At 68.4% G+C, this 15219-nt stretch carries 1 protein-coding gene; it reads right to left on the reverse strand.

What is annotated here, in order from left to right; genetic code table 11:
* The coding region (locus RQI43_RS16400; protein WP_311275840.1) for a cadherin-like domain-containing protein at positions 1 to 14916 on the reverse strand (14916 nt) is incomplete at its 3' end.
* Positions 14917 to 15219: the final 303 nt, after the last annotated feature.

Here is a 15219-nt window from a genome sequence, read left to right on the forward strand (position 1 = left end):
AGCGAACGCGTTGCCGCCGAGCCTGATGGCGTCCAGGCCGGTGTCGCTCATGGTTCTCAGCGTCTCGATCTCCTGACCGGCCGACAGCGTGAAGCTCACACTGGTCCCGACCGTGTCGGTGCCGCCGTCGGCCGCCTCGATCACACGATCACCGGCATTGTCGACGATATAGGTGTCGTCGCCGTCATACCCGGAGGCGCTCGTCCCCGGGCCGGTCAGCAAGAAGACGTTGTTGCCTGCATCGCCTCGGTTGGAGCCAGTGACAGTCACCCGCAGATGCGAGGAACCGGCGCCACCCTGTCCATCCGAGAGCGTGTAGAGGAAGTCGTCGACGACGCTTGCTCCCACCGCGACCCGGCCCTCGGCCTTGGCTTCGTACGTGTAGCTGCCGTTCCCCTTCAGGGTGAGCGTGCCGTAGCGGCCGGCGATCACAATCTCGCCGTCGACGGCCGTCCGGGCCGTGCCGGCGGTCACTGCCCTGATCGCGGTGATCGTCAGGGTGCCGCTGTCGGGGTCGATGTCGTTGCCGAGCACGCCACTCGCCACGGAATTTCGCTGAACAACCTCGATCACGTCGTCGGTCGCGACGGGGGCGTCGTTGACTGAGGCGAGAGTCAGCGCCCGGGTCGCTGCCGTGATGGCCGTGCCGTCGCCGACATCGTAGCTGAGCGTAACCAAACCGTTATAGTCGGCGTCCGGCGTAAGCGTGAAGGTCCCGCCCGTGATCGTCACCGTGCCATGGTCGGCCCTCAGGTTCGTGACCGCGAGCGTTGCACTGTCGGTGTCGGTGAAGCCCTTCAGTAGGTTGGAGAGCAGACCCGTATAGGCAGTGTCCTCCCTGCCGGCCGCGAGTGTCGCCTGGGTGCCGGTGAGACGCGGCGCATCGTTCACCGCCGTGATCGTGACGGTGGTGGTGCCGGTGGTAGTCCCGACGCCACCCGAGCCCTGGGCGCCGGTATTGCCGTCCGAGAACGTCCAGACCAGCGTGGCAGAGGTCGGAGGCGTGTCGGAGGTGTTGGCGTAGGTGACGGCGCGCGCCACCGCGTCGGCGAGTGCCGAGGTGGCCACCTCCGTGCCGGTGAAGGTGAGGGTGAGGGTGCCGGCCGTGTCGGTGAAGGTGGCGAAGGTCGCCCCGTTCGTGTCGAGCAGGTCGTTGCCCGAGACCGTGAAGGTCGAGGCGTCGAAGCCGAACGTGTCGCTCGCGTCAGCCCCGCCCTGGCGGGCAAGGGTCAGCGTGGCGCCGGCATAGTCGCCGACGCCGCTTTGCAGCGCGTCGAGTTCGGCATCGGAGAGGATGACGTCGCTGTCGAGGATGACGGCGGCGCCGTTCTCGGTGAACGCCACCGTGCCGCCGAGCGAGCTCTGCAGGTTGAACGTGGTGTCGAGGCTGCCATCCGCGTTGTAGCGCACCACCGCGAAGTCGTAACCGGTGCCGCTCCCGATGCCGTAGCCCGCGACGACGATCTTTCCGTCCGCCTGGACCGTGATGCTTTTGGCAATATCCTCCGCTGTGCGGTCGCTGACCGGGGTGAGTATCTTGCCGGTCCCGTCCGGGCCGAAGCCGGTGTCGAGGCTACCGTCCGCGTTGTAGCGCACCAACGTGAAGTCTTGCCCGCCGCTGCCTATGCCTTCGCCCGCGACGAGGATCTTGCCGTCCGCCTGCACCGTGACGCTGTAGGCCATGTCGGCCGACGTGCCGGCGCCGACCGGGGTGAGGATCTTGCCGGTCCCGTCCGGGCCGAAGCCAGTATCGAGGGTACCGTCCGCGTTGTAGCGCACCAGTGCGAAGTCGTAGCCGGTCCCGCTGCCCTGGCCGTAGCCCGCGACGACGATCTTGCCGTCCGCCTGCACGGTGACGCTGTAGCCGGCGTCGTTCGACGTGCCGACGCCGACCGGGGTGAGGATCTTGCCGGTGCCGTCCGGGCCGAAGCCGGTGTCGAGGCTGCCATCCGTGTTGTAGCGCACCGCAGCAAAGTCTTGGCCGTTGCCCCAGCCGGAACCCACGACGACGATCTTACCGTCCGCCTGGAGCGTGACGCTGTTGCCCTGATCTGACGCCGTGCCCGCGCTGATCGGAGTGAGGATCTTGCCGGTTCCGTCCGGACCGAATCCGGTGTCGAGACTGCCGTCCGCGTTGTAGCGCACCAGCGCGAAGTCTTGGCCGCCGCTGCCCTCGCCGTAGCCCGCGACGACGATCTTGCCGTCTGTCTGAACCGTGACGCTGTAGGCGATGTCGCTCGACAGGCCGGTGCCGACCGAGGTGAGGATCGTGCCGGTCCCGTCCGGGCCGAAGCCGGTGTCGAGGCTGCCATCCGCGTCGTAGCGCACCAGCGCGAAGTCGTAACGGTTGTCGGCACCTACGCCATACCCCGCGACGACGATCTTGCCGTCTGTCTGGAGCGCGACGCTACGGCCATAGTCTGACGCCGTGCCGGGGGCGGCGGGGGTGAGGATCTTGCCGGTCCCGTCCGGGCCGAAGCCGGTGTCGAGGCTACCGTCCGCGTTGTAGCGCACCAACACGAAGTCGCTGCCGCCGGTCCCGTCGCCATAGCCCGCGACGAGGATCTTGCCGTCCGCCTGGACCGTGACGCTTTGGCCGACGTCTGACGATCCGTCGGCGCCAACCGGAGTGAGTACCTTTCCGGTTCCGACACCGATGAACGACGGTGCGTCGTTCATCGGGGCGATCACCGTGCTCAGAAAGGCGGGCGTGCTGGCCGTGCCGTCGCCGTCTCCGACGCTGTAGCTGATCGTGATCTGGCCGCTGTAGTTCGCCTCCGGTGTGACGATGTAGCCGTCCGCCCCGTCGCTCACGATGGTGCCGTGGTCGACGCTGAGGTCGGAGAGGACGAGGGTGTTGCCCTCGGGATCGGTGAAGCCCTGCAGCAGGTCGTCCTTCGTCACGGTGAAGGCGGTGTCTTCCCGGCCGCCCGGGAGGAAGGCCGGGCTGCCGGTGAGCAGCGGCGCGTCGTTCACCGCCGTGATCGTGACGGTGGTCGTGCCGGTGGTGGTCGCGGCTCCGCCGGTGCCCTGGGCGCCGGTATTGCCGTCCGAGAACGTCCAGACCAGCGTGGCGGAGGTCGGAGGCGTGTCGGAGGTGTTGGCGTAGGTGACGGCGCGCGCCACCGCGTCGGCGAGATCCGAGGTGGCCACGTTCGTGCCAGTGAAGGTGATGGTGAGGGTGCCGGCCGTGTCGGTGAAGGTGGCGAAGACCGCCCCGTTCGTGTCGAGCAGGTCGTTGCCCGAGACCGTGAAGGCCGCGGCGCCGAAGCCGAACGTGTCCTGCGCATTCGCCCCGCCCTGGCGGGCAAGGGTCAGCGTGGCGCCGGCATAGTCGCCGGCGCCGCTTTGCAGCGCATCGAGTTCGGCATCGGAAAGGGTGACGTCGCTGTCGAGGATGACGGCGGCGCCGTTCTCGGTGAACGTGACCGTGCCGCCGAGCGAGCTTTGCAGGTTGAACGTGGTGTCGAGGCTGCCATCCGCATTGTAGCGCACCACCGCGAAGTCATTACCGGTATTGTTGCCTGCACCACGGCCCACCACGACAATCTTGCCGTCCGTCTGCACCATGACGCTTTGACCAATGTCTTGCGACGTGCCGGTGCCGACCGGGGTGGTGATCTTGCCGGTCCCGTCCGGGCCGAAGCTGGTGTCGAGGCTGCCGTTGGCGTTGTAGCGGATCAGCGCGAAGTCGCTGCCGGTCCCGGCGCCGTCGCCGAAGCCCGCGACGATGATCTTGCCGTCCGCCTGCACCGTGATGCTGTAGGCAAGGTCGCTCGACGCCCCGGCGCCGACCGGTGTGAGGATCTTGCCGGTCCCGTCCGGGCCGAAGCCGGTGTCGAGACTGCCATCCGTCTTGTAGCGCACCAGCGCGACGTCAATGCCGTTGCCACCGTTGGCGCCGTAGCCCGCAACGAGGATGCTGCCATCCGTCTGCACCGTGACGCTGTTGCCTTGGTCCTGCCCCGTGCCGGCCCCGACCGGTGTGAGGATCTTGCCGGTCCCGTTCGGGCCGAAGCTGGTGTCGAGGCTGCCGTCCGCGTTGTAGCGCACCACCGCGAAGTCGGTGCCACCGCCGCCGGCGCCATAGCCCGCGACGACGACCTTGCCGTCCGCCTGCACCGTGACGCTTGAACCGAGGTCGAACGACGTGCCGGTCCCGACCGGTGTGAGGATCTTGCCGCCCGTACCGAAGCCGGTGTCGAGGCTGCCATCCGCGTTGTAGCGCACCAGTGCGAAGTCGTTACCGGTTTCGCCGCTATTGGCGCGGTAGCCGGCGACGACGATCTTGCCGTCCGCCTGCATCGTGACGCTGTTGCCGACGTCTCCCGACGTGCCGGTGTTGACCGGGGTGAGGATCTTGCCGGTTCCGTCCGAGCCGAAGCCGGTGTCGAGGCTACCGTCCGCGTTGTAGCGCACCACCGCGAAGTCTTGGCCGCCGCTGCCGTTGCCGTAGCCCGCGACGACGATCTTGCCGTCCGCCTGCACCGTGACGCTTGAGCCGGCGTCGCTCGACGCACCGGTGCCGACCGGGGTGAGGATCTTGCCGGTCCCGTCCGGGCCGAAAGTCGTATCGAGGCTACCATCCGCGTTGTAGCGTACCAGCGCGACGTCGAAACCGGTGCCGTTACCCTGGCCATAGCCCGCGACGACGATCTTGCCGTCCGCCTGCACAGCGACGCTTTGGCCGGAATCGTACGATGTTCCGGCGCCGACCGGGGTGAGAACCACGCCGGTTCCGACACCGTTGAACGACGGTGCGTCGTTCAACGGTGCGATCACCGTGCTCAGGGTCGCGGGCGTGCTGGCCATACCATCGCCGACATCGTAGCTGATCGTGATCTGGCCGCTGTAGTTCGCGGCCGGGGTGACGGTGTAGCCGCCAGCCCCGTCGCTGACGATGGTGCCGTGGTCGACGCTGAGGTTGGAGAGGACGAGGGCGGTGCCCTCGGGATCGGTGAAGCCCTCAAGCAGCTGGGCCGCCGTCACCGTGAAGGCGGTGTCTTCCGTGCCGGCCAGGAGTGTCGCCTGGCTGCCGGTGAGCAGCGGCGCGTCGTTCGCCGCCGTGATCGTGACGGTGGTGGTGCCGGTGGTGGTCGCGGCTCCGCCGGTGCCCTGGGCGCCGGCATTGCCGTCCGAGAACGTCCAGGTGAGCGTGACCGAAGAGGCCGGCGCCTCGGAGGTGTTGGCATAGGTGACGGCGCGCGCCACCGCGTCGGCGAGATCCGAGGTGGCCACGTTCGTGCCGGTGAAGGTGATGGTGAGGGTGCCGGCCGTGTCGGTGAAGGTGGCGAAGGTCACCCCGTTCGTGTCGAGCAGGTCGTTGCCCGAGACCGTGAAGGTCGAGGCGCCGAAGCCGAACGTGTCCTGCGCATTCGCCCCGCCCTGGCGGGCAAGGGTCAGCGTGGCGCCGGCATAGTCGCCGGCGCCGCTTTGCAGCGCGTCGAGTTCGGTATCGGAGAGGGTGACGTCGCTGTCGAGGATGACGGCGGCGCCGTTCTCGGTGAACGTGACCGTGCCGCCGAGCGAGCTCTGCAGGTTGAACGTGGTGTCGAGGCTACCATCCGCGTTGTAGCGCACCACCGCGAAGTCGTATCCGGTGCCGTTACCCTGGCCATAGCCTGCGACGACGATCTTGCCGTCCGCCTGCACCGTGACACTCTGGCCGACGTCGGTCGATGTCCCGGTGCCGACCGGGGTGAGGATCTTGCCGCCCGTGCCGAAGCTGGTATCGAGGGTGCCGTCCACGTTGTAGCGCACCACCGCGAAGTCGGCGCCGTTACCGATGCTGGAACCTTGGCCCGCGACGACGATCTTGCCGTCCGCCTGGACCGTAACGCTGTAGGCGAAGTCTGGCGCGGAGCCGCCGCTGATCGGGGTGAGGATCTTGCCGCCCGTGCCGAAGGTGGTGTCGAGGGTGCCATCCGCGTTGTAGCGCACCAGCGCGAAGTCGATGCCGTCGCTGCCGGAAGCTTGGCCCGCGACGAGGATCTTGCCGTCCGCCTGCACCGTGACGCTTTGGCCGAGGTCGTTCGACGTCCCGGTGCCGACCGGGGTGAGAACCTTGCCGCCCGTACCGAAGCCGGTGTCGAGGCTGCCGTCCGCATTGTAGCGCACCACCGCGAAGTCGGTGCCGATCCCGCTGACGGTGCCATAGCCCGCGACGACGATCTTGCCGTCTTTCTGCACCGTGACGCTGTAGGCCTCGTCTGCCGCCGTGCCGGTACCGACCGTGGTGAGGATTTTACCGCCCGTACCGAAGCCGGTGTCGAGGGTGCCGTCCGTGTTGTAGCGCAACACGGCGAAGTCGTAACCGGTCGTGCCGCCCTCGGCTCGGCCTGCGACGAGGATCTTGCCGTCCGCCTGCACCGTGACGCTTCGGCCAAAGTCGATCAACGTGCCGGTGCTGACTGGGGTGAGAACCTTGCCGGTCCCGTCCGATCCGAAGCCGGTGTCGAGGCTGCCGTTCGCATTGTAGCGTACCACCGCGAAGTCGGTGCCGCCGCTGCCCTCGCCTTGGCCCACGACGAGAATCTTGCCGTCCGCCTGCACCGTGGCGCTCATGCCGTAGTCGCCTGACGTGCCGACAGGGGTTAGGATCTTACCGCCCGTACCGAAGGTCGTGTCGAGGCTGCCGTCCGGGTTGTAGCGCACCACCGCGAAATCGCTACCGGTGCCGTTACCCTCGCCATAGCCCGCGACGACGATCTTGCCGTCCGCCTGCACCGTGACGCTTTTGCCGAAATCGTTCGTCCTCCCGGTGCCGAACGGGGTGAGCACCTTGCCGGTCCCTGCGCCGAGGAACGACGGCGCGTCGTTCACGACCGTGAGGGTCGTGCTCAGGGTGGCGGGGATCGAGGTCGCGCCGTCTCCGACGCTGTAGCTGATGACGAGCGGGCCGTTGTAGTTCGCGGCCGGGGTGACGGTGTAGCCGCCCGCCCCGTCGCTGACGATGGTGCCGTGATCGACGCTGAGGTTGGACAGGACGAGGGTGGTGTCCTCGGGATCGGCAAAGCCCTGCAGCAGGTCGACCGCTCTCACCGTGAAGGCGGTGTCTTCCGTGCCCCCCGTGAGGATGGCCTGGCTGCCGGTGAGCAGCGGCGCGTCGTTCGCCGCCGTGATCGTGACGGTGGTGGTGCCGGTAGTGGTCGCGGCTCCGTCGGGGCCCTGGTCACCGGCATTGCCGTCGGAGAACGTCCAGGCGAGCGTGACCGAAGAGGCGGGCGCCTCGGAGGTGTTGGCGTAGGTGACGGCGCGCGCCACCGCGTCGGCGAGATCCGAGGTGGCCACCTCCGTGCCGGTGAAGGTGACGGTGAGGGTGCCGGCCGTGTCGGTGAAGGTGGCGAAGACCGCCCCGTTCGTGTCGAGCAGGTCGTTGCCCGAGACCGTGAAGGTCGAGGCGCCGAAGCCGAACGTGTCGCTCGCGTCCGCCCCGCCCTGGCGGGCAAGGGTCAGCGTGGCGCCGGCATAGTCGCCGGCGCCGCTTTGCAGCGCGTCGAGTTCGAGATCGGAGAGGGTGACGTCGCTGTCGAGGCGAACGCTGCTGCCGTTCTCGGTGAACGCGACCGTGCCGCCGAGCGAGCTTTGCAGGCCGAACGTGGTGTCGAGGCTGCCGTCCGCATTGTAGCGCACAACCGCGACGTCAGTGCCAGTCCCGCTGCCCTGGCCATAGCCCGTGACGACGATCTTGCCGTCCGCCTGCACCGTGACGCTGTAGGCAAGGTCTGACGATGTGTCGGTGCCGACCGGGGTGAGGATCTTGCCGCCCGTGCCGAAGCCGGCGTCGAGGCTGCCGTTGGCGTTGTAGCGCACCACCGCGAAGTCTTGGCCGCCGGTGCCGGTACCGTAGCCCGCGACGACGATCTTGCCGTCCGCCTGCACCGTGACGCTTTGGGCAATGTCTGACAACCTGTCGGCGCCGACCGGGGTGAGGATCTTGCCGGTCCCGTCCGTGCCGAAGGTGGTGTCGAGGCTGCCGTTTACGTTGTAGCGCACCACCGCAAAGTCGGTGCCACCGCTGCCGGCGCCGTAGCCCACGACGACGATTTTGCCGTCCGCCTGGATCACGACGCTTTGGCCGTAATCGTTCGACGTGCCGGTGCCGACCGGGGTGAGGATCTTGCCGGTCCCGTTCGGGCCGAAGCCGGTGTCGAGGGTGCCGTTGGCGTTGTAGCGCACAACCGCGAAGTCGTTGCTGGTCCCGCTGTCGACGCCAAAGCCCGCGACGACGATCTTGCCGTCCGCCTGCACCGTGACGCCGTAGCCGGCGTCGTTCGACGTGCCGGTCCCGGTGCCGACCGGGGTGAGGATCTTGCCGCCCGTGCCGAAGGTGGTGTCGAGGCTGCCGTTGGCGTTGTAGCGCACCACCGCGAAGTCGGTGCCGCCGCTGCCGTTGCCGTAGCCCGCGACGACGATCTTGCCGTCCGCCTGCACCGTGACGCTTTGTCCGATGTCGGTCGACGTCCCGGTGCCGACCGGGGTGAGGATCTTGCCGCCCGTGCCGAAGCCGGTGTCGAGGGTGCCGTCCGTGTTGTAGCGCACCAGCGCGAAGTCGGTGCCGGTTCCACTGCCGGCGCCAGAGCCCGCGACAATGATTTTGCCGTCCGCCTGGAGCGTGACGCTGTTGCCCTGGTCGTTCGATACGCTGCCGACCGGGGTAAGGATCTTGCCAGTTCCAGCCGTGCCGAAGGTCGTGTCGAGGCTGCCGTCCGTGTTGTAGCGCACCAGGGCGAAATCGGGAGGGCCATCGCTGCCCGTGCCAATTCCCGCGACGACGATCTTGCCGTCCGCCTGGACCGTGACGCCTCGGGCCATGTCGAACGACTCGTCGGCGCCGACCGGAGTGAGAACCACGCCGGTTCCGACACCGATGAACGACGGTGCGTCGTTCACGGCCGCGATCACCGTGCTCAGGGTCGCGGGCGTGCTGTCCGTACCGTCGCCGACGCTGTAGCTGATCGTGATCTGGCCGCTGTAGTTCGCGTCCGGCGTGACGGTGTAGCCGCCCGCCCCGTCGCTCACGATGGTGCCGTGATCGACACTGAGGTCGGAGAGGACGGGCGTCGTGCCGTCGGCATCGCTGAAGCCCTGCAGCAGGTCGTCCGCTGTCACCGTGAAGGCGGTGTCCTCCGTGCCGGCCAGGAGCGTCGCTTGGCTGCCGGTGAGCAGCGGCGCGTCGGTCACCGCCGTGAGCGAGAAGCTGCGGGTCGCTGGGGCCGGGGCGTTGGTGCCGTCGCTGACGCCGTAGGTCAGCGTCACCGGACCCGTGGCGTTCGCTACCGGCGTGATGGTGAAGGAGCCGTCCGAATTCGCCGTGACCGTGCCGCTGGACGAGGTCAGGCCCGACACGGTCAGCATCGCGGTGCCCGCATCGGCCCAGCCCTCGAGCAACTGCGCCTCGGTCACCGTGTAGGCGACGTCCTCCGTGCCGTCGGCGAGCACGGTCTGCGTGCCGGTCAGGGACGGGGCGGTGGCGTCTATGGCCAGGTCGGTATCGGCGCCCGTGGTCGCGCTGGAGACACTGGCCGGGTCGAAGGACAGCGCGGTGGTCGTGGTGTTGAGCAGCACCGAGACGGTTCTGCCGTCGTTATTCGCAACGAGGATGTCGAGCCGGCCGTCGCCGTTCACGTCGGCCACCGTCGCGCTGCGAGGCTCGGAGCCGACGGCTAGGTCGGTCGTGCCGCTGAAGCCGCCGGCCCCGTCGCCCAGACGCACCGAAACGGTGTCGTTGCCACTGTTCGCGGTGAGGATGTCGAGATGGCCGTCGCCGTTCACGTCGGCCACCGTCACGCTGAAGGGAGCGGAGCCGACGGATATGCCGGTCGTGCCGCTGAACCCGCCGACCCCGTCGCCCAGACGCACCGAGACGGTGCCGTTGCCGTTGTTCGCGGTGAGGATGTCGAGCTTGCCGTCGCCGTTCACGTCGGCGACCGTCACGCCGAAGGGATCGGCGCCGACGGATATGTCGGTCGTGCCGCTGAAGCCGCCGGCCCCGTCGCCCAGCCGCACCGAGACGCTGTTGCCGTTGAAGTTCGCGGTGAGGATGTCGAGCTTGCCGTCGCCGTTCACGTCGGCCACCGTCATGCTTGTGGGAGCGGCGCCGACCGATATGTCGGTCGTACCGCCGAAGCTGCCGGCGCCGTCACCCAGCCGCACCGAGACGGTGTCGTAGCCGCTGCTCGCGGCGAGGATGTCGAGATGACCATCGCCGTTCACGTCGGCCACCGTCACGCTGCCAGGCTCTGAGCCGACGGATACTTCGGTCGTGCCGCTGAAGCCGCCGGCCCCATCTCCCAGGCGCACCGAGACGGTGCCGCCACTGTTGTTGGCGGTGAGGATGTCGAGATGGCCGTCGCCGCTCACGTCGGCCACCGTCACGCTCATAGGCTCGGAGTCAACGGATACGTCGGTCGCGCCGCTGAAGCCGCCGACCCCGTCGCCCAGCCGCACCGAAACCGTGTTGCTGCTGTTGTTGGCGGTAAGGATATCGAGCTTGCCATCCTCGTTCACGTCGGCGACCGTCACACTCGCTGGCGCGCCGCCCACCGTGACGTTCGGTGCCGCCGCGAAGTCGAGCAGGCCGGGCCTGTCCAGCGATCCGCCGTTGAGTTCGAGGCCGGTGACGGTGAGGCTCGCGTCGTCCTCCCCGTCCGCGATCGTATAGGTGAAGGTCGCACGCCCTTCCCCGTCGAGGCCGGCATAGGTGGCGGTTGCGCCGTTGCTCAGGGTCAGCCGCGGCGCGCCCGCGACAGCGACGGCCGTTTCCGTCTCCAGCGTGAAGGTGACGGTGTCGCCCGCCTTCAGCGTGCCGGCACGGCTCGCCGTCGTGACGATGCCGGTCGCTTCGTTCAGGTCGGTGACGTCGATGATCAGGGTTCTGGCGACACCGGCCAAGCCCGCCGCATCGGTCGCGACCACCGTCAGCGCATGGCTGGGCGCGGTCTCGTAGTCGAGGTGTTGTCCCGCAGCCAGCGTGACCACGCCTGTGACGGGATCGATCGTGAACAGCCCATCCGCGTTGCCGGCGGTGATGGTGTAGCGCAGCGCCGAGTCGGCATCGTCCACGTCGGTCGCCGCGAGGGTGGCGAACACCGTGCCGGGTGCCGCGCTCTCTGCGACCTCGATCGTCACTGGCTGCGTCAGAACCGGCGCGTCGTTCACGGCCTCAAGGGTGGTGCTCAGGGTGGCGGGGATGGAAGCCGCGCCGTCTCCGACGCTGTAGCTGATGACGAGCGGGCCGTTGTAGTCGGCGGCCGGGGTGACGGTGTAGCCGCCCGCCCCGTTGCTGACGATGGTGCCGTGGTCGACGCTGAGGTCGGAGAGGACGAGGGCGGCGCCCTCGGGATCAGCGAAGCCCTGCAGCAGCTGGGCCTCCGTCACGATGAAGGCGGTGTCCTCCGTGCCGGCCACGAGCGTCGCCTGGCTGCCGGTGAGCAGCGGCGCGTCGTTCACCGCCGTGATCGTGACGGTGGTGGTGCCGGTGGTGATCGCGGCGCCGCCGGTGCCCTGGGCGCCGGCATTGCCGTCCGAGAACGTCCAGGCGAGCGTGACCGACGAGGCGGGCGCCTCGGAGGTGTTGGCGTAGGTGACGGCGCGCGCCACCGCGTCGGCCAGCGCCGAGGTGGCGACGTTCGTGCCGGTGAAGGTGACGGTGAGCGTGCCGGCCGCGTCGGTGAAGGTGGCGAAGACCGCCCCGTTCGTGTCGAGCAGGCTGTTGCCCGAGACCGTGAAGGAGGAGGGGGCGAAGCCGAACGTGTCCTGCGCATTCGCCCCGCCCTGACGGGCGAGGGTCAGCGTGGCGCCGGCATAGTCGCCGACGCTGCTCTGCAGCGCGTCGAGTTCGGTATCGGAGAGGGTGACGTCGCTGTCGAGGATGACGGCGGCGCCGTTCTCGATGAACGCCACCGTGCCGCCGAGCGAGCTCGGGGCGTTGAACGTGGTGTCGAGGCTGCCATCCGCGTTGTAGCGCACCACCGCGAAGTCGGTGCCACCGCTACCGGCGGCTTGGCCCGCGACGACGATCTTGCCGTCCGCTTGGACCGTGACGCCGTAGCCCTGGTCAGACGAGGTGCCGGCGCCGACCGGGGTGAGGATCGTGCCGGTCCCGTTCGGGCCGAAGCCGGTGTCGAGGCTGCCATTGGCGTTGTAGCGCACCACCGCGAAGTCTTGGCCGTCGCTGCCCTGGCCGTAGCCGGCGACGACGATCTTGCCGTCCGCCTGAACCGTGACGCTGTTACCCGAGTCGGGCGACGTGCCGGTACCGACCGGGGTGAGGATCTTGCCGCCCGTGCCGAAGCCGGTGTCGAGGGTGCCGTTGGCGTTGTAGCGCACCACCGCGATGTCGGTGCCACCGCTGCCGACGCCGCGGCCCGCGACGACGATCTTGCCGTCCGATTGAACCGTGACGCTGTAGCCGATGTCGCTCGACGTGCCGGTACCGACCGGGGTGAGGATCTTGCCGTCCGTGCCGAAGCCGGTGTCGAGGCTGCCGTCCGCATTGTAGCGCACCACCGCGAAGTCGTTGGCGGTCCCGCTACCAGCGCCGGTGCCCGCGACGACGATCTTGCCGTCCGCTTGCACCGTGACGCTGTTGCCGTAATCGGTCGACGTGCCGGCGCTGGTCGGGGTGAGGATCTTGCCGCCCGTGCCGAAGGTGGTGTCGAGGCTGCCGTCCGTGTTGTAGCGCACCACTGCGAAGTCTTGGCCGGTACCGCTGCCGGCGCCTTGGCCCACGACGACGATCTTGCCGTCCGCCTGCACCGTGACGCTGTTGCCGGTATCGCTCGACGTGCCGGTGCCGACCGGGGTGATGATCTTGCCGCCCGTGCCGAAGGTGGTGTCGAGGCTACCGTCCGTGTTGTAGCGCACTACTGCGAAGTCTTGGCCGGTCCCGCTGCCGCTGCCCCAGCCGGCGACGACGATCTTGCCGTCCGCCTGTACCGTGACGCTGTTACCGACGCCGTTCTCCGTGCCGACCGGGGTGAGGATCTTGCCGCCCGTGCCGAAGGTGGTGTCGAGGCTGCCATCCGTGTTGTAGCGCACCACCGCGAACTCGAGAGAGCCACCGCTGCCCACGCCATAGCCGGCGACGACGATCTTGCCGTCCGCCTGGATCACGACGCTTTTGCCGAAGTCGCCCGACGTGCCGGCGCCGACCGGGGTGAGAACCGCGCCGGTCCCAACGCCGCTGAACGACGGCGCGTCGTTGACCGCTGTGAGCGAGAAGCTGCGGGTCGCGGGGGCCGGGGCGTTGGTGCCGTCGCTGACGCCGTAGGTCAGCGTCACCGGACCCGTGGCGTTCGCCGCCGGCTTGATGGTGAAGGAGCCGTCCGGGTTCGCCGTGACCGTGCCGCTGGACGAGGTCAGGCCCGACACGGTCAGCATCGCGGTGCCCGCATCGGCCCAGCCCTCGAGCAACTGCGCCTCGGTCACCGTGTAGGCGACGTCCTCCGTGCCGTCGGCGAGCACGGTCTGCGTGCCGGTCAGGTCCGGGGCGGTGGTGTCTATGGCCAGGTCGGTATCGGCGCCCGTGGTTGCGCTGGAGACGCTGGCCGGGTCGAAGGACAGCGCGGTGATCGAGGTGTTGAGCAGCACGGAGGCTGAGTTGCTGCCGCCGGTGTTCGCGGTGAGGATGTCGAGCCGGCCGTCGCCGTTCACGTCGGCCACCGTCGCGCTGCGAGGCTGGCCGCCGACGGTTATGTCGGTCGTGCCGCTGAAGCCGCCGGCCCCGTCGCCCAACCGCACCGAGACGGTGCCGCTGTCGCCGTTCGCGGTGAGGATGTCGAGATGGCCGTCGCCGCTCACGTCGGCGACCGTCACGCTGAATGGGGTGGCGCCGACGGCTATGTCGGTCGTGCCGCTGAAGCCGCCGACCCCGTCGCCCAGACGCACCGAGACGGTGCCGCTGGCGTTGTTCGCGGTGAGGATGTCGAGATCGCCGTCGCCGTCCACGTCGGCGACCGTCACGCTGAAGGGGTCGGAGCCGACGGCTACGTTGGTCGTGCCGCTGAAGCCGCCAGCCCCGTCGCCCAGACGCACCGAGACGGTACCGTTGCCGCCGTTCGCGGTGAGAATATCGAGCTTGCCGTCGCCGTTCACGTCGGCCACCGTCACGCTGAAGGGGTCGGCGCCGACGGCTATTTCGGTCGTGCCGCTGAAGCCACCGTCCCCGTCACCCAGCCGCACCGAAACCGTTCTGTTGCCGCTGTTCGCGGTGAGGATGTCGAGATAGCCGTCGTCGTCCACGTCGGCGACAGTCACGCTCATAGGCTCGGAGCCGACGGCTACGTCGGTCGTGCCGCTGAACCCGCCGGCCCCGTCGCCCAGTCGCACCGAGACGCTATTGTCGGCCATATTCGCGGTAAGGATGTCGAGCTTGCCATCTCCGTTCACGTCGGCGACCGTCATGCCGATAGGTGCGAAGCCGACGGATACGTCGGTCGCGCCGCTGAAGCCGCCGGCCCCGTCGCCCAGCCGCACCGAAACCGTGCTGCTGCCGATATTCGCGGTGAGGATGTCGAGCTTGCCATCCTCGTTCACGTCGGCGACCGCCACACTCATAGGGTCAGAGCCGACCGCTACATTCTGTGCCGCCACGAAGCCGAGTTGGCCGGGCCTGTCCAGCGATCCGCCATTGAGTTCGAGGCCGGTGACGGTGAGGCTCGCGTCGTCCTCCCCGGCCGCGATCGTATAGGTGAAGGTCGCGCGCCCTTGCCCGTCGAGGCCGGCATAGGTGGCGGTTGCGCCGTTGCTCAGGGTCAGCCACGGCGCGCCCGTGACAGTGACGGTCGTTTCCGTCTCCAGCGTGAAGGTGACGGTGTCGCCCGCCTTCAACGTGCCGGCACGGCTCGCCGTCGTGACGATGCCAGTCGCCTTGTTCAGGTCGGTCACGTCGGTCGTCGAGTTCGGCAGCGTCATGACTCATCCCCACGGCTCCGCCGCATCGCGAGGCCGCCCTTCGTTCAGGTTCGTGGAAGGCTCCACATCGGGAGCCAATGCAATGCGAGGCCCTGGGGGGGGCATGGGGTCGTCGGCACCATGCCTTCTGGGGCGCCCCTCCCTACTGCGAATTATCGGACTGTTCTAGTCAAAAAACAGATATACGCACTAATTATCGTATCTGTACTTATAAAAGTGGCCCTTATCAGCCAAGTCTTAATTAATGTTTTACGGATTACAAATTATAAAGGCCATGTTGTAAATCATATCGCAGCATGCAGC

Origin of the sequence: Methylobacterium sp. WCS2018Hpa-22 (genome assembly GCF_031843785.1) — a bacterium.
GTDB lineage: Bacteria > Pseudomonadota > Alphaproteobacteria > Rhizobiales > Beijerinckiaceae > Methylobacterium.